17 protein-coding genes are annotated in these 26,132 nt (G+C 49.0%); all 17 read right to left on the bottom strand.

Annotated elements, in window-relative coordinates:
- Positions 1–49: 49 nt before the first annotated feature.
- Positions 50–1,165, bottom strand: coding sequence for a Gfo/Idh/MocA family protein (locus tag B1728_RS05890; protein WP_079909255.1), 1,116 nt, complete (start codon positions 1,163–1,165; stop codon positions 50–52).
- A gap of 25 nt (positions 1,166–1,190) precedes the next feature.
- Complete coding sequence (locus B1728_RS05885) at positions 1,191–2,441, bottom strand: extracellular solute-binding protein (RefSeq protein ID WP_179135903.1); 1,251 nt, start codon at positions 2,439–2,441, stop codon at positions 1,191–1,193.
- Positions 2,438–2,893 carry a MaoC family dehydratase gene (locus B1728_RS05880; RefSeq protein ID WP_079909608.1) on the bottom strand — a complete coding sequence of 152 codons (456 nt, stop codon included), beginning with the start codon at positions 2,891–2,893 and terminating at the stop codon, positions 2,438–2,440. Before B1728_RS05880 ends, B1728_RS05885 begins: the two co-directional genes overlap by 4 nt.
- 4 nt (positions 2,894–2,897) lie before the next feature.
- Complete coding sequence (locus tag B1728_RS05875) at positions 2,898–4,055, bottom strand: CaiB/BaiF CoA transferase family protein (RefSeq protein ID WP_079909253.1); 1,158 nt, start codon at positions 4,053–4,055, stop codon at positions 2,898–2,900.
- Positions 4,052–5,218, bottom strand: coding sequence for an extracellular solute-binding protein (locus B1728_RS05870; protein ID WP_079909607.1), 1,167 nt, complete (start codon positions 5,216–5,218; stop codon positions 4,052–4,054). Before B1728_RS05870 ends, B1728_RS05875 begins: the two co-directional genes overlap by 4 nt.
- A gap of 62 nt (positions 5,219–5,280) precedes the next feature.
- On the bottom strand, positions 5,281–6,630 hold the full coding sequence (locus tag B1728_RS05865; RefSeq protein WP_079909252.1) for a four-carbon acid sugar kinase family protein: 1,350 nt from the start codon (positions 6,628–6,630) through the stop codon (positions 5,281–5,283).
- A gap of 33 nt (positions 6,631–6,663) precedes the next feature.
- Entirely contained in the window at positions 6,664–7,920 is a 1,257-nt protein-coding gene (locus tag B1728_RS05860; RefSeq protein WP_079909251.1) for a ribulose-bisphosphate carboxylase large subunit family protein, read from the bottom strand.
- Complete coding sequence (locus B1728_RS05855) at positions 7,917–8,594, bottom strand: aspartate/glutamate racemase family protein (protein ID WP_079909250.1); 678 nt, start codon at positions 8,592–8,594, stop codon at positions 7,917–7,919. The genes B1728_RS05860 and B1728_RS05855 overlap by 4 nt, the downstream gene beginning before the upstream one ends.
- A gap of 23 nt (positions 8,595–8,617) precedes the next feature.
- On the bottom strand, positions 8,618–10,609 hold the full coding sequence (locus B1728_RS05850) for an alpha/beta hydrolase family protein (RefSeq protein ID WP_079909249.1): 1,992 nt from the start codon (positions 10,607–10,609) through the stop codon (positions 8,618–8,620).
- Positions 10,610–10,628: 19 nt separating this feature from the next.
- Positions 10,629–11,939, bottom strand: a complete 1,311-nt coding sequence (locus tag B1728_RS05845) for a Gfo/Idh/MocA family protein (protein ID WP_079909248.1) — start codon at positions 11,937–11,939, stop codon at positions 10,629–10,631.
- Positions 11,940–12,153: 214 nt separating this feature from the next.
- Positions 12,154–15,435, bottom strand: coding sequence for an Ig-like domain-containing domain (locus tag B1728_RS05840; RefSeq protein ID WP_079909247.1), 3,282 nt, complete (start codon positions 15,433–15,435; stop codon positions 12,154–12,156).
- 290 nt (positions 15,436–15,725) lie between these two features.
- Entirely contained in the window at positions 15,726–17,459 is a 1,734-nt protein-coding gene (locus tag B1728_RS05835; protein WP_079909246.1) for a glycoside hydrolase family protein, read from the bottom strand.
- A gap of 36 nt (positions 17,460–17,495) precedes the next feature.
- Positions 17,496–20,396: an ABC transporter permease gene (locus tag B1728_RS05830; RefSeq protein ID WP_079909245.1), complete on the bottom strand. Its 2,901-nt coding sequence runs from the start codon at positions 20,394–20,396 to the stop codon at positions 17,496–17,498.
- A 12-nt stretch (positions 20,397–20,408) separates the two neighbouring features.
- Positions 20,409–21,446 carry an efflux RND transporter periplasmic adaptor subunit gene (locus B1728_RS05825; protein ID WP_079909244.1) on the bottom strand — a complete coding sequence of 346 codons (1,038 nt, stop codon included), beginning with the start codon at positions 21,444–21,446 and terminating at the stop codon, positions 20,409–20,411.
- A gap of 197 nt (positions 21,447–21,643) precedes the next feature.
- Positions 21,644–23,041 (bottom strand): S-layer homology domain-containing protein, encoded by a 1,398-nt coding sequence (locus B1728_RS05820; protein ID WP_079909243.1) that lies wholly within the window; start codon positions 23,039–23,041, stop codon positions 21,644–21,646.
- A gap of 252 nt (positions 23,042–23,293) precedes the next feature.
- Entirely contained in the window at positions 23,294–24,652 is a 1,359-nt protein-coding gene (locus B1728_RS05815) for an S-layer homology domain-containing protein (protein ID WP_079909606.1), read from the bottom strand.
- A 122-nt stretch (positions 24,653–24,774) separates the two neighbouring features.
- Positions 24,775–26,109, bottom strand: a complete 1,335-nt coding sequence (locus B1728_RS05810; RefSeq protein ID WP_079909242.1) for an ABC transporter substrate-binding protein — start codon at positions 26,107–26,109, stop codon at positions 24,775–24,777.
- Positions 26,110–26,132: the final 23 nt, after the last annotated feature.

Genomic DNA, 26,132 nt, shown 5'->3' with positions numbered 1-26,132 from the left:
TACATATCGACTTCGTTCAAATGTAAATGTAAATTTATACCAATTTCTCTCAAGCTTGCTCTCGTATTTCCTGCAAATAAACCGGCCTGTTTTCGGCCATGGAGCGGTAAGCAGCAAACACGGTTTGCAGGGTGATCAAGTTATCCTCGATGCTGTTTTCCGGCTGCCGGTCTTCTTCAATGGCTCTCATCAATTCCCCCATAGTTCCCATGAACGCATGAGGAAACCATCGGCCTTCCAGCTGCGGCGCATATATGCAGCCCCGCTGCAGCTTGTTGCTGTACAACGCTAGGGTATCGCCTCGTCCCGATGGGTAATTGTACAAAGCCCCGTTCGTCCCTTTAACGACTCCCTCGGTTCCTTCAAATCGAAATGTGGCGTACCAATCGTCCTGGGGCATTCCGTTATTGTGATTATCGTGGATTAAACCGCGGGCCTCACCAGGAAACTTAAGATGGATCATGGTGCGGGTTTCCCCGCGATACGGCTGGCCAGGAAATCGTGCCCCGTCCGCATATACATATTCCGGCCGCAGGCCTAGCACATAGCGTGCAGAATCCAAATAATGAATGCTGTGATACATGATTTCGAGCGTATCTATTTGGGTAAGCCAAGGCCAGTTCTCCCATGGGGTATGCACGTTGACCTGAATGGATGCTTGAAGCGGCTCCCCGATCCATCCGCGCTTTACGATGGAACGGCTTGCCTGAATACCGGGAGACCACCGCATCTGTTGGTTGATAGCCGCCTTAATACCCGAAGCGGCGCATACGTCAACCAAATCCTGCGCTTCCTTATAGCTTTCAGCCAGCGGCTTCTGGCAAAGGATATGCTTGCCGTGACGGGCTGCTTGCTTGGCAATGTCCGGTTGAAACCGGGCGGGCACCGCAATATCGACGATCTGCACCTCCGGATGTTGGAAAAGCTCTTCCAGCGTCGAAAATACGATCGTGTCAGGATCGTTTCGGACGGCCGATTCTGCTTTGTCCCGATCCTTGTCATAGATGCCTACTACCCGAAACCCGGCCATTCTATAAGCCGGTAAGTGGGCTTGAACAACGATTTCGCCCGCGCCTACAATGCCAATCCCTCTGCTTAAGTCCTTTGGCAGTCCAGGCTTATAGTCGATTTCTAAATAGCCTACGTTCACTTCATGCGGCTTCATCTAACTCACCTCTAATCTATAACAATTAACCATATCCGGCCCGGGCTAAAATGGTATCGACCTGCTCCGCCGCGCGACCCAAAGCCTCCGGCACCGGAACCCGAAGGCGTAGCGCGTCATCGACCATTTGGGACAGCACCTCGTTAATGGCCGGATACTCTGGAATCGGGAGCGGACTTTTGACGCTTCGATGCACGGTCTCCATATGCTCATAATATGGAAACTGCTTTTGCACCTCCTGATCGCGCCAGGTAGACAGACGCGTGCCGTTTCCGCCGCACAAGGAAGTCATTTTATCCATCTTGGCCGATGCCGTTTCCTTAATGAATTGGTACGCCATCTGCCTGTTTTTACTGCCGGCGGCTATTGCAAGCACCCAATAAATATTCAGCGACATATGCACGCCCTGCGGTCCGTTCCCTCGAGGGATAAGACCTGTACGGACCTTGCCTGCAATTTTGGACATCCCCGGCATTTCTGCGACAGCGGCGAATCCAGCCCAGTTCCACATCATAGCGATCCCGCCTTGCGCGAAGCAGTTCCCGCTGCGGACGCTATCCATATCCAATGCTTCTTGGGGGACAACCTGATGCCTGTGGATCAGATCAACCAGGAATTGCAGGGCTTCCTGACCGGCACTATGGTGAAAAGCCGCTTTCCAATCCCCGGTCACCAGCTCCCCGCCCCGGCTCCATAAGTGGATCAAGAAATCATACACATTATTATGCCCGTCAGGAAACGAAGCGGTTAAAGCACCGTACATCCCTACATCCGGGCGTGTAAAATATTGGGCGACATCTACAAACTGGCTCCATGTCTCAGGCACTTGAAGAGGATAGCCGTATCGCTTGGCAAACTGCTCCTGCTCCGACGGATCGCTGAACAAATCGCTGCGATAGATCAGCATCTCCGGGCCGTCATGGTAGGCGATGCCGTACAGGCTGCCGTCCTTGCCGGTTTGAAGTTCCCTCATGCTGGGAGACCATGCATCCGGCCAGCCTTCCGGAGGATCTTCCTTGATATACTCGTCAAGAGGAAGGAGAAGGCCCTTTTGAATAGCTTCGGGAAGCCAGTCCGTGACGCACAGAAACAGATCATAGTCTCCAGAAGCAGCCTCCTCACCGCTAATCATACGGTCATAGAGCCGATGAATTTCTTCAAACTCCCGGTCTACCTGCCAGCCGGTCAGCTTCTCAAAATGCTCGGCCTGTACGGCAAAAGAGGCTTCAAAGCCCTCAAACTCACGCGAGATGAGCTTCAACCGATTCGCTCTCATGCCTCGGCGCCTCCCCGCTTTCTCACCATCAGCAAATGATCGCATACCAGAACCGTATCCCCATGCTGGTTGAACGCCTCACAGCGCTCGCTGACGATTCCATATTCACTTCGTCTGGGATGATCCTTCTTCTCATTCACGGTCACTCGAACCCGAATTGTATCTCCTATAAACACCGGTTTAATAAACCGAAGACGATCATATCCATAGGAGAATGCTTCGGGATTCACTTCTCCGGCCGTCAGCCCAACCGCTACGCTAAAAATAAGTGTCCCGTGCGCGATTCTTTGTCCAAAGTCCTGCTGCTTGCACCATTCGGCATCCATATGATGAGGATAGAAATCACCCGTCTGTCCTGCATGCATCACAATATCTGTTTCCGTTATCGTTCTGCCGAACGGCTCCCTTACCGTGCCGGTTTCATAATCTTCATAAAACAAAGAACGAATCATTCGCCTACAACACCTCCGCATGGATTTTATCGTTGTGCTCCCCGATTTTGGGTGCTCCTACCGGAGATAACAGAAGATTTCCATCAATACGAATCGGGCAGCGTGTGGTCGTAAGCATCGCTCCGCTGCCGTTCACGGTCTGCTGGGTCATGTTCAGATGATGGAACGCTTCGTGCTCCAGCAGCTGCTTCCAGTTCAGCACATCAGCGCACCAATAATCGGCCGGCTCCAAACGGGCCATCCAGTTCGCAGTAGGCCGTCCTATTAGATGCTGCTTCAAAATGGCCTTGATTGCATCCCGATGAGTAAACCAGCTTGAGGGATCATGGAACGCTCCAAGCTGCTCGCATTCTAGCAATTGGCCGAGCTGCACGACCGAGCCCATGGCCAGCGCAATGTACCCGTCCTGCGTCTCGTATATTCCATAGGGTGCGCCTAAGTAGGCATTGGCATTGTTTACGGCACTTCGCTCGGGCAGCTTTCCCCCATCGTTCATATGGGTCGTTAATACCTCGAACTGAAAATCGAGGATCGACTCGAGCAGGCTGACCTCAACGAGGCCGCCTTTTCCCGTAACAGATCGGCGCACCAGGCAAGCGAGGATGCCCTGCACCAGATGGGCCCCCGCGAACATGTCCGCGACGGATAGACCGAACGGGACCGGCGGCTGATCTGCATTGCCGTTCAACCATGCCAGACCCGACAGCGATTGTACAAGCAAATCCTGCCCAGGCTTGTCGGCCCAAGGTCCTGTTTTGCCATAGCCGGTTATCTCTCCATAGACGAGACGGGGGTTCCACTCCCTTACTGCATCATAATGCAGGCCGATCCTTTCCATGACCCCGGGACGAAAGTTTTGAATCATGACATCCGCTTTTTCGATCAAGGTCCGAATGAGCTTTAAGTCGTCCGGATTTTTCAAATTGGCCGAAATGCTTTCCTTGTTGCGGTTAATGGAATGGAACAAGGTGCTGTCTCCATCCAGCTCCAGGTTAGAGACATAAAGCCTCCGGCAAAGATCGCCACCATCGGGCCGTTCCACCTTGATAACTCTCGCACCGAGATCGGCTAAGCGCAGAGCAGCGGAAGGCCCGGATAAAAATTGGGCGAAGTCCAGCACAAGCAGCCCTTCCAGCGGTTTGAATTCGGAATTCGAAGTCATCCTATCCGCCTCTCTTTCGAAATGTCCAGCGATTCGCGGTACAATCGGTTCATTTGCTCCCATATGCGTCTGGCATCCCCGCCTTGCATCATATATTCGCGAACATGATCACCGGCATGATCCTGAAAATGCAAATAACCGTTATAACGCGGTCTAACATATGCTCTGTCCAGTGCAGGCAGCGTTTGTTTAAAATAATCGCGCGTACAGCGATTCGTCTCTTCATCGATCCAAGCCATTCGGTGTCCCGGCTGCCCTCCTGCCATTGTATACAAGGTGCGCTGTACTTCCTCACTTGCTGCATACTGCACATATCGAACCGCCACCTCTCGATGCCGGCAGGCAGCCGATACGGCAAGCCCCGTCCCCCCAAGCGTGGAACGCAGCGGACCGAAGTCCTTGTAAGCAACCAAATCCCCGAAGCTCAGCGGCATTCTGCTGTAGCCCGCTCTGGCATAATTAGAATAACCATAGGCGAACGGGCAATAGCCTATCTCATCCGACGTACTCATATACTCATAAACGGCAATAGGATTCATTCCGAAAATTTCGGGCCGGCAATACGATGCAAGCTCTCTTAAGGCCTCCAACGCCGCCTGCGCTTTCTCATAGGAAACGATCGTTTCGCTGCCGGCAAAGGGCTCTTCCCCATGAGCCAGGCAAAGCATGTAAAAATTCATCAGACTGTCGATCGGAATAGCAGGAAAAAGAACAAGATTTTTTTGAGCCAAGCTTACCAGCTCCTCCCAAGTGGAAGGCACTTGCTCCTCCTCCCGCTCCAGCACATCGGAACGCCAGGAAGCGACAGGAGTGGCCGCATCAATCGCCAAAGCCGTTTGACAGCCGTTGAAGCTATAACTGGAATGGGACTGGCCTACAGAATTCATCGCTTGGTTCTGCAAAAAATCTTCCGGTAAATACTCGTTCAATGGGAGCAGCACACCGGATTCAGATGCATAGCCTGCCCAAGGATGATCAATAACTAACAAATCGTATTTCTCCGTCAAAGCTTGTATAGGCTCGTCGGCAAATTGCTGCAGAGAACGTTTTTCCCATAGAATCGTCACTTCCGGGTACATCTCCGCAAACCTCTGCGAAGTCGCCGCCATCGGGAGATAACCGCGGGTATGATCCCAAGTAATTCCTCGTAGCACGATGCTCATTATATCCTCCTTTTGAAAACGATTTCCTTTTCTTTCGATTAAAAAGCGCGTCGGCTGCACCTTTAAGCAAATCCTCTTCGCACCTTCTCAAAAAAATTAACTGGTCCCACTTGACCGCCCTTTAAAACAAGCTCCAAGCCATCTATCCGATCATCCTCCGAGTACGCCTTGCACAAAGGTCCACCTGGTACCATGGGTGCAATCATCTCCAAGGCATACACATTCAGCTGCTTTACGGCAAAACCTGAGGTATCTCCTCCGGCAAATAGAACTCTCGTCAGCCCGGTTGATGCTATAAGTTCATGGGCTATGCCGCCTAATCGCTCGCCGATCAACTGTCCGCTTGCTGCAGGGTCATAACCTTGCTCCCTCAGAATCCTTTGCAGCGGTTCGATCGAAGCATCCTCAGGTCCCAGCGCCGTGTACAGAATGACGCTTTTCCCCGCAGCAAGCAGCTCCTCAGCTTGCAGCATCATCCTTTCGAGTCCTTCACCGGCCGGGGTTATAAGATCGGCAGCGGGGATGTGTAGGCCCTCGAAGCCGTTGTGCAGCGCCCATTCGATCTGACGCTGCGTTACCGGAGAGCAGCTGCCGGATATGACCAGAATTCGGTCCACAGGTCCCGCTTGCGCAGCAGATGAGGATTTCAGTATGAATCCCTTGCTTTGCCAATAGGCTGTAAGAGCATTATTCACCCCAGAGGATCCGACCGTGAATAACGGAGCCGCTTCGCTCTCACGGCCAATAAGGCCTCCGATCGCGCCCAGATGCTTTTCCGTCAAAACATCAAACAGAACAATATCCGGCGCGTCATCGAGCAAGCGGTTATACCGCTCCTCAAGCTGCGATCCTTCCAGCTCCAGATCCAGGACGCTCATCAATCCAACGGAAAGATGAGTTTGCTGGCCCAAATGAATCCGCAGATCAGCTTCGCGCATCGGCGTTATCGGATGCCTGCTCAGGTTAGGGTGTCGATCCAGCCTCACGGCCTCCTCACCCATGGCCGCATAATGATTTCCGAACACCGTATAGCGCCTGAGAGCAGGCGATCCGGCCAATATGGGCGTAAATCGCTGCTCAGGATAGAACTCGCGTCCGATTTCAATCACTTTGCCAATGCTTCCTGTCGTTGGCGAAGAGTCGAAGGTCGAGCAAATTTTATAATGAACAACAGATGCGCCGAAGGCTCGGAGTTCAGCCAGAGCCGGCCTCAAAGTACGTTCCAGCTGCTCCGGCGACATCGTGCGGGTCACACCCGCCACACCGAAGCCATCGTACTCTGCGAACTTCTCGTTCCACACCGTTCTGTCTGGGATGTCCAAAAATAAGATTACGCGCAATCCGCCATTCGTAAGTGCTTCCAGCACATCCGTGGAACCGGTAAAATCATCGCCGTAATAACATATCCGCATTTGCCTCGCTCCTTCCGCCCAGTATGTAGCCGCTTATGAACCGAGCGTATCCAGCGCCTGTTTCAACTCCAGACGGGTCTTCGCGTATTGTTCCAGCGGAATTCCCGCAAGAGCCGCTTCCCACCCCTGCACAAAGCTTCGGAAGCCTGCACCAAAGCCTCCAGGGTGTCCATGAATTCCACCTCCGGCTATGTTCATCAGGTCAACGGTTTTCATCTCTTGGTACGTTTCATGAGCAGAGCCCGCCCATTGCTTGGATGAGAGCACGGGGAGTGCAGTATCATTGGGTTCGAACATCGGGGTCAAGCATTGCTGCACCCCCAGAATGACAGAAGCGTTATCCTCATAAAACTTGTTGTTCAGCCCGTTCACGTGAAGATGATCCACTCCGCTTAACCGGCACAGCTTCTGGTAGGCGGAGAACGACATGCCCAAATAAGGATACCGCGACATCATCCCCCACTGGTTGCGATGGCCGTGAATGCATACAGGAGCATGCTTTCGCAAGTGGGCTACCCCAGCAAATCCGACGCTGTTGATGCTTACCATGACGCAGTTGCCCCCGTGCCGCACAACGGTTTCCAGATGCCGCAGCATCGGATCTATATCATCCGTGATGTTGAACGCATACATGGTTTTTTTGCCGGTCCGGTCTGCAGCCCGTTCAATCTCCTCCATAGCTGCTTTGACCCTCTCCTCTAGAGGAGCGTACGGAGGATTGCCATGAACTTCGTCATCCTTGATAAAATCTATGCCTGAGGAAGCCAGCTCACGAACAATTCCCCTCAGCTGCTCGGTAGGCAAGCCGATATTCGGTTTGATAATCGTACCTATGATCGGTCTTCCATATACGCCTGTGAGCTTTCTAGTCCCTTCAATGCCAAATTTCGGCCCTTCGTATCTTTCCCGAAACAAGGAGGGAAGCTCCAGATCGAGCAGGCGAATCCCGGACAGCTCTTCCAGCTCATACAGGTTACCTGCAACGGTAGCCATTACATTCGGGATAGATGGGCCTATATTATCGTACGGAAAGGCAATCCTCACAATACCGCGATGGTACAAGCCTTTGGTTCCGGCAGGAACCTTGGCTCCCGGAAGCGCCGGGAAAGGAGAGCTTTCCAATGGCTCGATAGAGACAATACGGGCGCGATGCTGCTCCTTCAAGCTCTCCGTTTCATTAGGCAAAGCCATGAAGGTTCCTGTGGACTGCTCGCTTACGATAATGTCACAGGCCTTTTCCAGTGAAAAGGCCGTTTCGATCCAGTAGGTTGCAATCACCTGATCCGTCAAATGGAGTTCACCTTCCCCATACGCTCTAGCTCGGCCTTAACGGCCATCACGCCCAATCGCGGGCTGGAATACAGCGGAAGATTCGTCGCCTGCTGAAGCGCTTCCTCCATCCTGACCATCGAGCCTTGAGCCAGCACAAGCACATCGGCTTGCTGCGCAACCGATCGGGCTGCTTCCAGAATCAACCGGTCGTGTTCTTCCGGTTGACCGGAAATCAACGCTTGATAGGCTCCCTTCGCTAGAGCATCAACTATTTGAACGTCGCGATTCTGCTTCCCCGCTTCTCTTTGAATCAACCGCTTGGTCGGCTCCAATGTCGTAGGCAGAGTGGCCAGCACCCCGATGCTACGATACTGGGAAGCAGCCAAAGCTGCCATGGCCTCATCGATTTTGATAATTGGAATGTCCAGCATGGGTCTAGCCCAATCCGCTACTTCTCCCACCGATGAGCATGTATTCAGAATCATGTCGGCTCCTATCTCCTCCGCATGACGGTAATACTGTGTAAGACGGCGTGTAACTGCAGGAGTTACATGTCCTAAACGAATAACATCGGCAATAAGGCTGTCGTCGATAATACTTACCAGCCGGCAATCCGGCAGGACCTCCCGAAATATAGGCTGGATTCGTTCCGACAACCCTTGACCTGTGTAAATAGCAGCAACTGTAGCCATGAGATCTACCTCCTCTTTTTGATTTAGCCTGCCGAATGGTTTGTGAAAAGCTCCGCATCCGCAAGTCGGCCGTCCTCCTGGAGCCATTGATACACATCAGGAAGATCCATGTGACGAAGCATTCCGGGAATAATAAAGCTCAAGGAGTCGGTTTCATCATAAAATGGCTCCCTTATCCAATCCGCAATGCTGCTCATGCTGTTGTCCAGACGGATGCTTTTTACCCTGGTGTCCAGCAAAGCCGCTAACCCGGCATACATCGCATATCTGCCGTTTCCGTAAAGACGAATATCACGCGAATCTATATGCTTCAAGCCGAACAGCAGTTGAATGGCTCGCAGGACATCATAAGTACGTACGGCAGCCATACTGTCACCGAGCCACATCATCTCGTCCGTATGCCTGTCGATAATGCCGAACCGCTTAAACGGTTTGTCCGTTGGCGAATTCAAATGCGGCAGAAGCGGCCCTATTCCCGTCGGATTTAACACCATGGCGATTCGTCCGGATGCGCAAGTTTCTTCTATCCATCGGGCATGCTCCTCAAGGCGGGACGTGCCTCCATCCCACACAGCCATCGTGACGGGAAGATTTTGTCCATGGAGCTTGGAATCATAAAACTGAAGTGCATGATTCAGAAGCCCCGGCTGGCTCCACCAAATCGTGCGCATCACCCACAGATTGTTAATCTCCCCGCCCCCGGAAGGTCGAGGATTCATGTCGCAGGACTGCCTGTTATAAAATACGGTCCTTTTAAGCCACGCCATGGCATTCTTTTTGCGCTCCGCCTCAGAAATGGATTCACGTATGCTTTCAAAATAGGAAAGTCTATCCACATTCTCGTCAAATACGCTCTTGGCCTGGGGTATTTCTCCGATGATTTGACCGCTTCTTGTACACCACAGCTGCTCATTCGGAATCAATTCGATCTGATCCTCAGAGGGCGTCACAGAGGACCCGAGCAAATGCTTGGAGAAAAAAGCAGCAGCAGCCTTGGCCAGCGGTATCGTAAACTTGTGAACATTCTCATCTTCAAATAGAATCAGATCATCGCTGCGCTCATGCATTTCCCAAAACCGGCGGTTGACGGATACAGTATGACGCGGTCCTTCAATAGGCACAGAATCATAGGTTGTAGCTAGAATAAGCACAGGTCTCGGAGCCATGGCCAGAACAATATCCTCATGATCGAAGCCATAGGCCGAGAAGCCGGGCCATTTTTGCTCCGCATCCTGCGCCTTGCCGGTCAGCAGGAAGTAAGGCCGGTTCATAATAAACCCGCCCGGTGCGGCTGCGGCTATCCGCCTGTCGTACATCATCAGGAGAGAGGTTTGAGTCCCCCCTCCGGAATGACCGGTTACCCCTATGCATTTCGGATCTACATCCGGTCTGGTACACAAATAATCGATGGCGCGCACCGCATCATGAAGCATATACCGTGCAAGGCTGTCTCCGAGCGGCATGCACTGGCGGCCGACGTTCTCATGCTCGGTAACGCTTGTCATCGGGGCTTGCTTGGTCTCAGTATCGTAGTAACCGAACCTTTCACCTTGCCCTACAGGGTCCAATGCCATAACGATTAATCCGGCATGAACCAGATAGTGGCAGACCGTTTGGTACTCGTCACAGTGCTTGGCCTGCTCACGGTGTCCGCATAGAAGCAGCACAGCTCCTCTTGGACCGGCTGCCTCGTCTGGCACGTAGACATTGGCCGTTGCATAGGCTTGTGGTCTCGGTTCGAAGATGAGCTTTTCTACCCGAAACCCATTCCCTCGCACTGTCCCTGTGACTTGCGGGTTAAGCGGAGTATCGCAGGGAGGCAAGCCACCCAGGCATTGCTCCAGGCCTTCACGAATTTCGCGCTGGCGTTCCTCGAGCATCTGCTTGTTTTTAATGGCACTGCGGGCTTCCTCTCCCTTTTTGGCCGCACGCATGGCCGATTCATATACCCATCTTGGCAGCTGGCTTTTTACATCAAAGTGGGCAATTCCTACATTTTCGAATTTATCGTACACGTCTTCGTTTCCTCCTGACTCATTTTGAACACCCTGCCTCTTCCGGTTCCTCCGATACCAATAAATCGGCGATTCGTACGGGAACCCCCGATTGGGCCGACTTCCAGATCGCTTCACCGGTTAGTACCGAATAAGCCCCTGCTTCAGCACCGGCCATGATATCATATGCACGAAGAGGATCGGCTCCCAGGAATAAATCTTCCAGAAGCAGCGGATCTCCTCCACCATGACCTCCCGAGCGAGGAACCACATGGATCGTTTCCTTGCCTCCGAATAGAGGGAAGTATTCAATCGTTTGCTCCGGTACGTGGTAGGATGCTCTCTTGGACATCACTTCCTTCGTTTCCAATCTCCCTTTGGTGCCGTTAATGGCTAACCGGTATCCCTCATACGGCAGCGAAAAATTGACCGAATAGCTCAGCATCGCACCCTTATCGTATTTGATGACGGCCGCATAAGTATCTTCTATATCAATTTCCGAATCAAAAATACAGCCGTCAGCCCGGTACCCGTTATAAGCACTCGGTTTCTTATCGATCTGAGTCAAATGGTCGTCGTCAGGCACAATTTCCTTGCTGCGCGTCGACCAGCGCATGAAGTAGCTGCAGTTCTGCTTGACGCGACAGGTACCGCAGTAACGCCCGTCTTCTTTCGAAGGATTAAGCTCACCCTCCGGGCCAAAGTAATTAAGGGCCCCGTAGGCAAACGCCTCGATCGGCCTTTGATCGATCCACCAATTAATGAGATCAATGTGATGCGTGCTTTTGTGAACGGATAACCCGCCGGAATGCATTCTTTTGCGGTTCCAGCGTTTGAAGTAGCTTGCTCCGTGGTATGTATCGAGATACCAGTTCAAATCGATAGAAGTAATCCTTCCGATTTTCCCTTCCAGGATGATTTCCTTGATTCTGGTGTGAATCGGGGCATAACGATAATTAAATGCAACGTAGAGCCTTCCCCTGCTGCTGTTCTGAGCGTCCAACACTCGCTTGCAGTCAGCTCCGGTAGTCACCATCGGTTTTTCCGAAATCACATCCAAATGATGCTCCAAGCCCTTCACTATATAATCGGCGTGGCTATGGTCCGCCCCGGCGACAACCACCACATCCGGACTGGTTTCCTCCACCATCCGCTCAAATTGCTCGGGAGCGTACACAGGCACTCCGCTAAGCGCTGGAAACTTGCGGAAGCAGTTGGCAAACCGGGCCGGATCCGAGTCGAGCAGCCCTACAATCTCACAATATGGTTGGAATGTGTCCAGCATAGAGCTTATAAACATCCCGTTTGCTCTGGTGCTGACACCGCAAATAACATATCTTTTTCTTGCCAAGTTGTTCTACCTCCCATCTTCTCTAAAGTATACAAAATGGGGGAATGCAATAAATTAGTAAATCCGATCTTGATTATAGGGGGATTTGGCTGAAAGCTGGCAACGCCGTACCGGCTAACCTGTTTCTCTGCATACCAAATATTCTACTAAATTCCTAAAAAAATAAGACCTCGCCGTAGCAGCAAGGTCTTTATTTCTCTCTTACATATTAAGGTTACTTCACATTGAAAGTGAAATTTTTAGGTGTGTTATTCGGGCCCATTAAAACCAATTTAAAGCTTTGTAGATTCACTTTATTTGTTTCATAAATCCCACTTTTCGGTACAAAGACAAGTTTGTAATCATCGGTCATATAAAAAGTATCCTTGTCTTCCTCTTTAGTACCTGGTTTGTAAGTAATATCCGTTAACGCAAACGATACCCCGAATACTCCCATAAAAGGTGTGATTTGGTCTTGTCCTGTACCCTTATCCTTATCTGATTTATTCGTAAAAGCATTGTTATTACTATCAAGCACTTGAACCTGAGCAAGCAGCGTAGCGTCCCAAATGTAACGTCCATCAATTGCTTTTGGATCGACATTTGTCACTGAATTATCACCCCGTGTTACTTTTAGTTGATTGAATTCCAACTCCGAAGCAAATGCATTGAAATTGACTTTTACAGCCTTTGAACCAACAGGTGTATTTACTGTCACTACTGCATCTGTACTACCAGGATTCAACCCAATCATCTTAGTCGGGAAACTAGGTTTGTCGAGGGCAAACAGATTAGGATTGACAAATTGCACACTTGAAATTACTGGAGCAGCACCAGGCGGGAAGGTAACTTCATTACCTTGCTTATCTTTGGCACCAACCGTAATTTCCGTTTTATTAAGGAATTCAGGCTTGTTCTTGAAGATATATGCGCCATCCTCTTGGGTAGCCTTTTTCTCTTTTTTAGAATTACTGCTAATTTTGTTCCCTATCAAGTCGCGATCCACTAGGAATTTCCCTATTGCGAACATACTCGTGTTTGAACTTAAAAAATAAGTCAAATCCTCATCAATCTCTTTTAGCGTGTAGCTTTGTACCTGGGCCGATATGGTTTGTAGCTCTGTTTGAATCGGCCATTTGGTAGGATCGGCCTCTTTAGGATCTTTCCTTGCTTTAACCAATGTCGTAACCACTTTATAGACACCCAATTTTTTGGAATCCGCTGTCAATTGAATAACACCATTATCAGTAGAGTTGACTTGGCTTGCCTTTACCCTTATGGTAGGATTCGCATCGTTCAACTGAAGTTTCGAATTCCCACCGAAGTTTCCGGTGAATGCTCCTGAGTCTCCACTCACTTTTTCCAACCTGTATTCCACCTGGTATTCATCGGGGGCAGTTTTAAATTCTGTATCGTATTGGTCTTTTATGATGTATTTAATGGTTTTTATAGTACCTTTTACCCCCTGAATTACCGTTATTTTCTCTGACGGCTCGAACCCTGATTTCTCCAACCTTTCGGGCACTCGCGGAGACTGAACCGTGTATTCGGCTGTCGCTTTTTGGTTGGCATCCTTCAAAAAGACTTCAATTGATGCCGATCCGCTTTTCGTCGGCTGTACGACCACTTTCCCCTTGTTTGCTCCGCTCAGGCCAATCGGTTCTCCGTCAGCAATCGACCCAAGTTTTAGCACTCCTGTACTCCGCACTTGAATCTGGCCAGCTTTGTACAATGCAGCGATTTCATCCGTGTTGAAGCTATAGCCTTCAGCATCCCTTATTTCCAAAGTAATTCCTACGTCAGAATCCCCTTCGGCTATTTGCGTAGTTAAATCAGCGATCTTGACGCTAGCCGCAAGCTTCGGGGCGAATACGGCGATTTCCTGCTTAGCGGTTTGACCGGATCCTACTGCCATTAAATGCAGGGTTGTTCCTTTATCTTGATTGAAATCGTTCCTGGCCAAGAGCTCCAATTCCGGGTAGTTATCATTATCGTAATCGACGAATACCTTGTCCTTGACATTCTCAAACAGCGATTCGCCTTCAAATCTTGTCACAATCCCTCTATCCAACTCCTCAACATCATCAATAAGGCACCCATACTGATCGTAGGCTCTAAAGGATAAGTAAACTTTCCCTCCGGGCTGCAGCTGCTTATTGTCTTTATAAGTTAATTTACCCATTTCAATCTTAGAAATCATGGCCCGGTCACCGATTATGAAATTATTGCTTACATTCAAATTATTCTTTGCGTCGAAAATGGAGATAAACACTCCAGAGCCTCGTCTTTCCTTGCTTAGATCAAGCTTAATGGATTGTCGGCCCGGTAAATACTGCATATTAATTCCTGAACTGACTCGGATATCAAATGAAGCAGCAGGCAAGCTGGTTTGCTCTCCGTATTGGTTAATCTGTTTGAATTCAACGATCACCTTTGATCGAGCCAATTGGTCTGATGTATTCACGAATTCAATCTTCTTGATCGTTTCATCCTCAGCGGAAAAATCCGCTGTCTTCTTGGCTACAGCCGCATCCTCCAGCCCTGACAATTCAACTGTATAATTGCCTTTAGTCAGTTTTGTCTCCAAAGTAACCGTCGCACTTTTTTTATCCGCTGACCATACCGTTGATCCAGGAATAGCATTTCCACCTATTTTGACAGTTAGAATCGCCTTTGCAGCATTAACTGCATCCACCGCATCTTCGAAGGTAACCGACACTTTTCTGGCTCCGACTGCTTTTGCTTCTACGATTGAGACTTTGCTCTTTTCACTTGGGTTTGTTAACAGCTTGCGTGTTTCAAATGCTGATTCTACAAGTGTTTTGCGGGTCGCAGTTCTATCTGTGCCGTGAAAACGGTTATCGTCGAGGTTTTGCATAATCTTCAACTGTAAAGCAAGTGTGACAAAACGGCTTGCCGCTTTATCCACCCTATCCTCGTTTCGGATACTATCATCCGTAATAGGTTTAACATTTCTTGCCTCATCTACCTTACCAAGACCGTAAATCAAAAATTTGGCAAGATCCTGTCTGCTTACGAATACATTCGGATCGACAGCCATTCCTTCTTCGTTGATAAGCCCTAATGCTCTAAAGGATTCCAAATAATCAATTGTAAGCGCTTCATTATCACTGCCGGAGAAAATGACTTTGGAAGCCTGAACGAAATCATCCCGGGTAACCGGCAGATTAAACCCAAAAGTGTTCTCAGATTCCGGCTTCAGAATGCCATTTTTAATAAACAGATCAAATTTGTCCTTCAAATCCTGGGGCATCATTTTTAGATCTTCGTAATCATCCGATGTTTTTACTGCTTTCGCTTCATTTGCTGTGGCTTCTTCTTTTTTCACTTCGTCAGCTTTCAATTCCTCTGATTTCGATTCGTCCGCCTTCACTTCATCTGTTTTCACCTCATCTGACGTGACTTCAGAAGCTTCATTTTCTGCATAAGCAAGCGGTAGAACGGATGTCGACAAAAGGAATAACGATACTGCACAGGCTATGTATTTGCTGTTCATTGATACACCTTCTTTACTTGGATTTAGGAAACCATGACTTTAAACCCTCGGTGCTGCTCGAATATTGGCTTCAGGCTATCCCTCCCCAATGACCTTAACTCTGAATCTTTTCGTTTTGACACCATGCTGATCACTGTTATAAATAAAATAGTATGAAAACGCATTCGAGTTATAGGGGAATTACAGCTAATTTATAGGCATATGTTTTCTTGACCAAACCGATAGCTCCTTAGAAGGGAGACAGCCGCCCTTCGATAGCTGAAACGGCTGTCCCTTCCTGTACTGCCTTATTACCAGTAAAACTCCTTCTCCAGCCTGCGATACTGTCCTTCCCTCATAGGAGCCTGGCTCCCTATTTGACGGTGATTGTAGAATGGATGATGAATGCCTTCCGGGCTTAGATGAACCACATCATCTCCTCGCCATTGCGTAATGAACTCCTCACCTACCGCTTTTTCAACCGTTTGTCGTTGACTTACCGGGAAGGTAACTGTAATCCTCTCTCCCTCATGCGCTTCCCCTAAATTAAGGAAACGCTGATTGACCCAAATGCTTGGATCGCTGCCGGTCTGTGTCAGCACCCTCTCTCCCTGCTCACGCCGAACCAGCACTTTGGCATATCCTGCCCAGTCCGGGATACGGATTAACAGTCTCGGTATATTCTGATGAATGTCCAGATCCAATCTGCCCTCGTGCGGAAGATGACTGCTTACATCCAGCCAGCGGGAGCCGCGATTGAGCAGAAAGTTCACACTTACCGTGCCACTTCGTTCTGTAATGGTATTACTCCAGCCCATGAACAGTCCTCTTGTGCCCGAACCGATGCAGCAGGTTTGCAAATCATTCGTATGCCCTCTTCCCCCGCTGACATCACAGCAGAAATCATTCGGTGCGGAGTAGCCTGCGAAGGCTCCCTTTGCCCGTTTAGCTACGTTGCAGTAAGACTTCATACCTACGTCATCATTCTCTTTATGATCGGAGTCTACCACCCAATCCAGGTTCAGCAGCTGAGATTCGGTCAAGTGATTGCGCAGGAACCGCTCGACGATTCCCCAGTATTCGATATAGCCGCTTTGAGCCAGCATAATCCCCGTCGAGATCAGATCGACCAGCGAGCAGGTTTCGTGTTCGAAAGCCTGATCGTGGATATCACCGGGCGTCCATCCAAAAGCGGTGCACCAGGTCAGAGCCCAATCGTAGCTTTTCTTCACAAAATGAGTGATGGAGGCATCCCGGGTATGCCAGGCATAGCGAGCCAATGCATCCAGCGTGCCGATACGGGTATGGAAATGTCCACTGCGATAGGCTAGAGCATCATTAAAGCTTCCGTCCGGGTTGAACACACCGCTGCGACGAATGATTAATGCCGCAAAGTATTGGCACAGCTCGAATGCATCGCTATTGCCTGTCAATTCGTAATATTTCAATAGCGGCATGATCAATCGTCCGCAGAATGCAGCAGGATCCGGTGCAAGCCTTAATTGGACCGCATTTGCGGAAGGCCAGCCGTTAACCGTATACTCCGAAGCTGGATAATACCACACATCTCTTTCTTTGATGGCTATTCTTTTGAGTGCGGCGACATGCTTGTCTGCGACCTGCTTGATTTGGCTGTCTCCCGTGGACATGTACCACGAAGTCAATGCGAGAATGACGGCACGCTGATCAATCAGGTTGGCTGTGGGCTCCCAAGGCGCCTTCGGATTTTTCAGCCGATAGCTGAGTCCGTCCTCTTTAAAGAAGCTTAGGAAGTTTTCCCGGTATTTCGCTTCGATATCCTTTCCTCTTTCATCCCCTGTCATGTGCCTGGCCAAGATGAGCGCATCGATCAACCGTCCATGGCTCGAACCGTAATCCCAATCACCATGGGTCAAAAATGCCGGCTGCTCCATCAAATTTGCCGCAAAAAACGGAATGTACCCATGATCCTCGTCCGCCATCCCAAGAATAGCCCCGAGGACATGCCCTGCCCTCTCCTCCAGCATAAGGGTATCGGGAATTTGCTTTATTTCACTTGTGCTCATTCTTCTATTCTCCTTTTCTTAGTAAATATATTTGTGCTAATCCTCACCCAATTTGACGGCTTGATGAATACGGATTCGGGAGACAATATGGGCCAGGATCGCCAAGCCCGTTGTAATCATCACGGTGACAACCCAATAAAGCCGAACCTGATCCTTGGGATCAAATGTCACTTTGAAAGGCGGTACTTGTGTTTTCGGATCGAAGGACATTTCGAACAACGGTACAAACAGCTGGCTTGTAATCCCGCCGGTCGTCACTCCGATCACAATAGCTGCTCCTGATATCAATACCTGCTCACCGATAAGGATGACAAGCAGCTGAAAAAAGGAGATTCCCATAGCCCGTAAGATTCCGAATTGAAGCGTTCTGGCGTGGAGCGATAATACCCAGTACAGCAGGAAGCCGAAAAAGCATATGACAATGGAAATTAAAAAGCCCAATGTCATGACCCCATTAATAGCCATCTGGAACGGATCCTTGATCGCCTTAATTTGCTCCTGCTTCGCATCCCTAAGCGCTTCGATCTGATAGCCATGGTCCGTCACCGCTTTATAGACCGCCTGGCTGCTTGCATCCGGCTTCAGCTTCAGCCACACCTCATAGGGCTCCAAAGCAAGATTATTCTGAATATAGGACAAATGCCCGATGACGAGCATAGGTCTTTTAACCTTCGTCGCTCCTGTTTTGCTGGAAACGGTTATCGTTTCATTCGTACCTGGATTCGGATTCCACGACGGCCAATAATCTACGATCCCGTATACCGTGAATTGGACTCCCTCAATCCCCGACCAGCCGACGGTTATCGTGTCCCCTGATTTCAGTCCATATTCCTCCGCCAACGATCTCGATATGAGGACGGCCGACGGCTTGGCAGCAATCAGATTTAAGTAGCTATTGATGTGATGGTCGAGCAGCCCCGGGCGCATCCAGCCGGTTTGACCGAATTCCTTCGTTTCGATCCCCATCAGCTGCACCGTATCCTGAGACTTGCCTCGTGTGAACGTGGCATCCTTCTTTCTGAAGACCTTGGCTGCATGCTCAACACCCGGAAGCTGCGTAAATGGAAGAAAGGAAGGCTCCGTATACTGCGTTCTGTGCGGAGCCGAAGGTTCGGTCGCTGCTTCTTCGGTCTCACCCCCCTCATCCTCCTGCAATCCGACCAGGATCGCTGGAGGGGCATCATTTTCCCATCGAATTTGCATTGTTATATCGGCACCGGCCGAATACCGGATTTTATCGGTAGTGTTTTTGTTGATAGTTCTTGTAGCACTGGCGCTAAACAATCCTGTGGCGATCGTTATAATCAGAAATACCATAATAAATTGATATTGCAGCGTTGACCTGCTGACCTGAATCAGCGTGAAGTATAAGGACGGCGGCCACCAGCGTCTGCCTATCCGGTAAATCAGCTTCATGAACCAAGGGTACAAACGCAGCACCAGGAGTCCCATTCCCAATATAAAAATGGCCGGAATAAAGAACAGCAGCGGATCTACCCTTAAATCCCCCGATTTTAAACCGAGCGACAGCAAGTCCTTAATTCGCGTTTTGTACGTATACAGCCCATACAGGGAGATTCCGATTAAGATCACATCTATGAAATAAGTATGCCAGAAGGAGCTTTTCTCCTGACGTGCAGACTGCTGCTTATGCCCGACAATGGTAGCCTTCGTAGCCAAAAAAACAGGAATCAGCGTCATCACTAATGAGCTTCCGACTGCAACCAGAGCGTACAAGAAGGCATCCTGACTCAGCGATACATCCAGCTTGGCCCGTTGGACAAACTCCAAAAATCCGCTGGAAGCACCCAATACCTTAGTCAGGTACATCCCCACATAAGGTCCGATAAAGAAGGCTATCATGCCTAATATCAAGCTCTCCAAAATATAGCTCGCTATAATTTGCAGCCTGCTGGCGCCACGACTTCTTAATACGGCAATTTCCGTTTTCTGCCGGTCCGTAATTAAATTGGCCACCATGTATAAATAAAATCCAAGCATAAGAACGACAGGTACATTGAGCGACCAAAGCATCGTTTTCAGATTGGCTTCTTTCACGTAATAGGTACCTAGCGTTTTCAATGCCGGTGCGTTGTAATTATGCGCTTCGTAACGCTCATCCATATGCTTGTCAATGGAAAGATGAGTGGCTATGAACGTATCGACGGTATGAAGCGTCATTTCCTTATAATCCAGCGCCCAGTACCAATAGCCCGATTGGACATGCAGCTTGCCGCCTTGGGTAAAGTCATTTTCAAACAATGCATAGTCAATCAAAAAGCTGTTCTTGTAGCTGCTCGGGATGTTATACCAGAACACGTCCATATAATCGCTCCGGTCCCATACGCCTACCGGCTTGATGCGGATGGTTTCCTTCGTTGCTTCGTCCTGGATGACAAAGACTGTGTTCAGGACCATTCCTAATTCCGTTAAGGCTTCCTCCACCACAAGAGCTTCATAAATCCCGTCTACCGGAGCTTGGGCAGGCATACGTCCATCCACAAGCCTCATATGCCCTTCCATTCCATCAATGGCCGTAATATCGGCCGATCGCTGCCTGCTTGTATCCACTTTATCGGGCTCAGCGGGAAGCACTTTGTATCTTTGTGTGGATCTTTCTCGGACAAAGTATTGCTCCGGTATGCCAAACCGGGAACCTATTTTTCTCAAAAAGTCATCGGTTTCCGCAAGATGTCCATTCTTTTCTTTATCCTGACCGCTAGGCAAATTGACTGACAGCCAATATATCCCCGGATACTGGCTGCTGGTCATCTGCATCTGCTGCAGCTCTTGAAGCAGCAATCTTTGTAGTATCGCATTCGTATAGATCGGCATGCTGCTTGCCAGCGCGACGGACAATATTAGGCCGAACAGCAGGCTCAGCTCGAGCCATTTGTTATTGACCATCTTGCGCAGGATCATGATAACTATTGACACGCTCTTAGCCTCCTAGTTGGCTAAAATAATTTTCTGTCCCTCCGTGATGCCTTTGCGTATTTCGACTTCCGTAGCAGCCACGATACCTTTCTCCACATCGACTTCTTTGCGGCTTTCTCCCTCCAGCACCTGAACATAGTCACGTCCCATATAGCTGCGCAGCCCTGCTCTCGGAATCACTATGACCTGCTCCCTTTTCTCCGTTACGATGGTGATATCAGCTTGGGAGCCTATCGTAACCTCTTCAGGCAAGTCTCCTTTCACATCAATAACCAGTGATTTATTGTTTTTTTCCTGAACCGTTTTGTTATCGCTTGGCGTTGCGGTTAACGGTGTCTGGACGACTTTTCCCGAGTAAATCTTGTCTTTAATCTTTACCGTGACATCCATATTAATTTCCACTCCAGCCAAATCGTTCTGGCTCGCAGCCGTATAAATCAGCTTCATCTGCGTAGGGTCCGAAAGCGTAACCATTTGCTTGTAAGCGGCTACCTCCTCGCCCGGTTTAATGGTATCGATGAAGGTGACGATGCCATCGGCTTTGGCTATCAGCTTGGAATTTTCCAGCTGGGTTTGCAGCGACCTCAACTGGATCTGGGCACTCTCCATATCCAGCATTTTCAATTGTACTGATGGATTATCCGAGCCTTTGTCGGCTACCTCCTGAACGAGGGCTATCTTGGCCTTTTCAATCGCAATTTCCTGCACTCGTATCTTCGTTTCCAGCTCTCCGGTTTCCGTGGATGCGATAAGATCCCCTGCCTTCACCCGGTCTCCCAGCTTGACATTAATCGAGATCAGCTTCCCTGCGGACGTTTTGTAATACAGGTAATCCGTTTTATCCGAGGCAAAGGTGGCTACTCCGGTGATTTGCTTTACTATGTCAGCGCGTTTGGCCTCGAAGAGGCTTAACGTTTCTTTGACAGGCTCGACAAGCGGTGGAGCAAGCTCTTCCTCCTCAACAGGCAGCAGCGAGCATCCGGAAAGGGCCAGCAGCATACCCGAAATACTTACCGCAATGATGATTTTATCAGCAATCCGCTTTGACATCTTGACCATCCCCCAGTGACACGTGTGGTTCCAGCTGACACGGAATCGTTAGAAATTTTGTTATCACCACCTTACTATGAAAACGTTGTCTCATTTTAGGGGATTCATTTCATTTTTATAGGTTATTTGCTCCATCCGCCGGTCGACGCCAAAAACTCCAGCCCGCAAGCTGGAGTTTCGTCCTTTACAGTCCTATCTTATGGAGTTTGAATGGCCCAGAGCACTTGAGCATCGAACAGCTTCCACAATTCATTAGTAGCGTTTTCCTTCATCGAGGAAGAATTGGAGCCGAAGGATACGGTACGTGCAGCTACAGGCTCGCCCAGAATATTTTTCGAACCTTTTTCGTATGCGGCAATAACAGGCTTGGAAGGATCACCCGCAGCCGTTGCAATAACGATAGCATCAGCGCTTGGCTTGGAATAACCGATGCTATCCGGTTCATAGTAAATTTGTACATCTCCCTTTAACCCTGCTGCCAAAGGATGATCGGAATTCGTAATCGTAATTTTCGATTGTTTTTCGATATTCGTTTTTTCAGAAACGGAGGAGAAATCCGCGTCCCCGAACGAAATAAGCTTGTTATAAATAATAGGAATAGGCAGATCCTTTAGCTTTTTCTTGACATATTTGGAGTTCGTCGACGAACCGATAACTACCAGATCATAGCCTTCAAATGCTTCCGGTGCGATTTTGGCGCTTGGCAGACGGGTAACCTCGAAGCCTAAAGATTGCAAACGGCTGACAAGAGGCTTCTCATCAGGAGCCATCTCGGTTTGCCCTGCCCGAATATCACTTGTAACGATCGCTTTCTTTCCTTTAGCGGAAACCTTCGGAGTGTCCGTGTTCGTTGCCGGCGGTGTAGCCGGAGTTTCTTTCTTCGGATCAGGTGTGGCCGTAGGAGCTGGTGTTGGTGTTGGAGCTGGCGTTGTTGTGGTGCTGCCTTTTCCTTCAAACAGCTTCTTGGACTCATAGCTTGCAAGCACAAGCATCTTACGCGTAGCGGATGCTTTTCCTCCAAAGGTGCCGTCGTCCTGCTTCGTCATAAGATTCTTTTCAAGCGCAAGGGCAACATAGCCTTTTGCCCAATCGTCTACCGTGTTATCCGATACAGGAGTCGCTTTCTTCGCAGCGTCATCTAAACCGAGACCGCGAATAAGGAACGTTGCAAGCTCCTGACGGGATACTTCACCGGACGGATTATAGGTGGTGCCGGTCGAATCATAGCCATTAGTAAGGCCGGCTTTTTTCAGTGCTTCCACATAAGTGAAGGCCCAATGATCTGTTCCTACATCAGTGAAGGATGGTGTTGTAAGCGTTTTATCCATTGGCAGTGAAAAAATAATGGCAGCTACCTTGGCGAACTGTGCACGATCCATCTTGGAATCAAGGCCGAATGTATCGTCCGTCAATCCGCTGAACACCCCAGCACGGATCAGCTCATCAAACTTGCTCTTCTGATCTTGTGGAAGATTCTTCAAGTCCTTGAAATCTTCCACGCTCTTAGTTGCCGGAGTGTCTGCAGCGGAAGCAAAAGGAAGCACCATGAGCACTAACAGGAAACAACATAAAAGCGATGTGACAATTTTCTTCATTTTTGACGCACCTTCCTGACTTTTAGTTAATTACACACTAAATCAAGCAGAGCTTTGATAACGAACCGATTTTTAGATTAGGCCGAACACCTCCACGGCAGCAATTGGGTATTACTCCTACACTTTTAAAATAATACGAAATGAGAAATCATTTATAGGGACATAATCGCATCCTTATAGGTTTATTGTTCCTAAATGATGAAGTTAGCAAAATAAAAACCCCAGCCCGAAGCTGGAGTTTCAGTGAACTTATTATTCCGGGGTTTGAATAGCCCAAAGCACTTCCGCATCAAATAGCTTCCAAAACTCATCGGTAGCATTTTCCTTCATTTGTGTACCTAAGTTGGTAAAGAAAAACGCAGAGCGTGCCGGTACTGTTTCCCCTAGAATATTTTTGGAGCCCTTCTCATAGGCAAAGATGGTTGCTTTGTTGGGTTCGCCTTTCACAGTCGCGACTACAATCGCATCCTTGCTCGGAACCCCGTAGGTAAGTCTAAAAGGCTCATAGTGAATCTGCACATCTCCGGTAAGTCCAGCCGCCAGCGGATGGTCCGGCTTCACAATCGAAATCTCCGTTTGCTTCTCGGCGTTCGCGTTTTCTGAGACGGAAGATAAATCGGCATCTCCCATGGTTCGGGAATGGCTGTAAATAATTGGAATAGGAAGCGATTTCAATTTCTTCTTTACATATTTGGGATTCGTCGACCAGCCGATATAGGCGAGATCATAGCCTTCAAATGCTTCCGCAGTAATTTTTGTACTGGCCAAACGAGTCACTTCGAATCCAAGAGATTGCAGACGGTTTACAACCATATTATCGTCCTTGCGAAAATCGGGATTACCCGTGTTCACATCGCTAGTCATAAGAACTCTTTTTCCTTTTGCAGAGGCTTTGCCGGAATCCTCTTTATTCGGCGCAGGCGATGGCAGTGGTGTTGGTGATGGAAACGGTGAAGGGGTCGGACCGGCCAATATTTTTGTTGCCTCATAGCTTGCAAGGACCAGCATTTTACGTGTGGCCGGCGTCTTGCCTCCAAATGTGCCGTTGTCCATCTTCGCCATAATATTCTTTTCCAGAGCAAGCGTTACATAACCCTTAGCCCAATCGTCCACGGTGCTGTCCGACACTGGCGCTGCTTTTTGAGCAAGCTCTTCCAAGCCAAGACCGCGGATAAGAAATGCAGCCAGCTCTTGGCGGGATACTTCTCCAGATGGATTATACGTTTTGCCCTCCGAATCATAACCATTCGTAAGCCCCGCCTTTTTCAACGCTTCTACATACGTGAAGGACCAATGATCGGTGCCCAAGTCGGTAAAGGAAGGATTTGTAAGCGCTTTATTCGTTGTCAACGAAAAAATAATAGAAGCCACTTTTGCAAATTGCGCTCGATCCATCTTGGAGTCCAAACCGAATGTATCTTCCGAGACGCCGCTAAACACGCCACCACGAATCAGTTCATCGAATTTAGCTTTCGTTTCTTGAGGGAGAGTCTTCAAATCCTTGAAGTCTTCTACCGATTTGACTGCCTCTTGAGCGATAGCTGAAGCAAATGGAAGTACGGTGAAAGATAAAAGAAAAAAACATAATACTAAAGCGATTATTTTTCTCAATTCGGACACCATCCTCATTTTCGTATTGATCCATTTAGAGAATCGTTTACCTTGCACTTTAAACTACAGCTCGGATATGCCATCTACCACCTCCTTTCGTAATTTTTTCCGACAAGCAGATATTATTTGCCGGCAGCCTTATTCAGCTCCTCCTTGGCCGCTTTCTCCGCTAAGATCGCCTTGGTCTCCCTCTCCTCCGTCATTCTCAACGCTGTAACGCTATCCTTGGATTCCAGGAATATCAATGGGGCGAACACGCCTTGCGTATTAACAAGGTGGTAGGTTAAACCTGGTGCGCGAGGTGGAGTAGCATCCGCATATTTGCCGTAAAAAACGGATTCGGTGTGCTTGCCCTTCAGCTGCGGTAAATTTTTACCGAACGCTTCTTTCACTGCCTGTGTTTGCACGGATCCGACAATACCTTCCTTGGACAGCCCGATTTGAGCCTCTTCGCTCAATAGATAGGAAATGACCTGAAACGCCTGATCCTTCTTCGTCGATTGCTTCGTTATGTAAAGCGAATTAACGTTAGGCTGGTATCTTGTGTCCGGTAAATCATTGAAAAACGGAATTGCAGCAATATCGAAATTCAGGTTCTTATTGTCTTCGTAAAACTTTACAATTCGGTCCACAGAAGCGATGGCCATAGCAATGTTGCCTTTGGAGAAATTTTCAACCGTATCGAATTGGTTGGCCGGAATCTCATAGAAACGCCGCAAGTTGTCAACCAGCTTCTTCCACCCATCCGTATTCAAAACCGCCTTGTCTTCAGTTGGATGTAAAGGGTTCAAGGATAGCTGATTGTAGTTCATATAATGACCGGGATTTTGTGAATATCCTTTATACGTGATTTCCCCTTCTACACGAGTCAGCTTCTTGGCCAATTCGTATGCTTCATCGTAAGTCATGCCGTCCTTCGGGTAGTCCACGCCGAATTTGTCAAAGATATCTTTGTTGTAAAAGAGGATATAATCGCCAATTTGAAACGGAAGTCCGTAAATAGCCCCGTCCTGGGTAATGTTCTTCATTCGGTCCATGGCCGGCTTATTCAGCTTTTCCGTATCGAAGTTATATTTCTTGATCAGCTCTCTCATGTCATACTGAAGATCGTTATCGATAATGTAACGGTTCAGATTCAAGTGAGAATCGTCCATGATAATATCAGGGATGGTCCCGGCCGCAATCAGGTCCTTGTACTGTCTTCCCGGGTTATCCCAATGGATGTGCTTGATCTTTAGATCTGGGAACTTTTTTTGCAGAGGTTGAGCAATCTGCTTCTGAAAAATATCTTCTTTGACATAAAAAGCAGGCCAAACCGTGTAAATCAACAGTTCGTTTTCCGGGGAAACAGGTGCTTCGGACTTTCCAATGTTTGCCGCTTCGTCCGATTTGCAGCCTGCAAGCAAAATGGCCATTGCAGCAAAGGCAAACGCGGCTTGTTTCCATGCTTTATTCATTGGACGTACCTCCTTTTCGGCTA

The organism is Paenibacillus sp. 32352, assembly GCF_002042965.1.
Lineage (GTDB): Bacteria > Bacillota > Bacilli > Paenibacillales > NBRC-103111 > Paenibacillus_S > Paenibacillus_S vulneris.
Note: the sequence above shows the minus strand (reverse complement) of the source record. Positions and strands in the feature narration are given on the sequence as shown.

What these genes read in the sequence shown, in the direction of transcription:
- B1728_RS05890 (WP_079909255.1), bottom strand. Translation starts at nt 1,165, where the DNA reads ATGAAGCCGCATGAAGTGAACGTAGGCTATTTAGAAATCGACTATAAG.
- B1728_RS05885 (WP_179135903.1), bottom strand. Translation starts at nt 2,441, where the DNA reads ATGAGAGCGAATCGGTTGAAGCTCATCTCGCGTGAGTTTGAGGGCTTT.
- B1728_RS05880 (WP_079909608.1), bottom strand. Translation starts at nt 2,893, where the DNA reads ATGATTCGTTCTTTGTTTTATGAAGATTATGAAACCGGCACGGTAAGG.
- B1728_RS05875 (WP_079909253.1), bottom strand. Translation starts at nt 4,055, where the DNA reads ATGACTTCGAATTCCGAATTCAAACCGCTGGAAGGGCTGCTTGTGCTG.
- B1728_RS05870 (WP_079909607.1), bottom strand. Translation starts at nt 5,218, where the DNA reads ATGAGCATCGTGCTACGAGGAATTACTTGGGATCATACCCGCGGTTAT.
- B1728_RS05865 (WP_079909252.1), bottom strand. Translation starts at nt 6,630, where the DNA reads ATGCGGATATGTTATTACGGCGATGATTTTACCGGTTCCACGGATGTG.
- B1728_RS05855 (WP_079909250.1), bottom strand. Translation starts at nt 8,594, where the DNA reads ATGGCTACAGTTGCTGCTATTTACACAGGTCAAGGGTTGTCGGAACGA.
- B1728_RS05840 (WP_079909247.1), bottom strand. Translation starts at nt 15,435, where the DNA reads ATGAACAGCAAATACATAGCCTGTGCAGTATCGTTATTCCTTTTGTCG.
- B1728_RS05835 (WP_079909246.1), bottom strand. Translation starts at nt 17,459, where the DNA reads ATGAGCACAAGTGAAATAAAGCAAATTCCCGATACCCTTATGCTGGAG.
- B1728_RS05825 (WP_079909244.1), bottom strand. Translation starts at nt 21,446, where the DNA reads ATGTCAAAGCGGATTGCTGATAAAATCATCATTGCGGTAAGTATTTCG.
- B1728_RS05820 (WP_079909243.1), bottom strand. Translation starts at nt 23,041, where the DNA reads ATGAAGAAAATTGTCACATCGCTTTTATGTTGTTTCCTGTTAGTGCTC.
- B1728_RS05810 (WP_079909242.1), bottom strand. Translation starts at nt 26,109, where the DNA reads ATGAATAAAGCATGGAAACAAGCCGCGTTTGCCTTTGCTGCAATGGCC.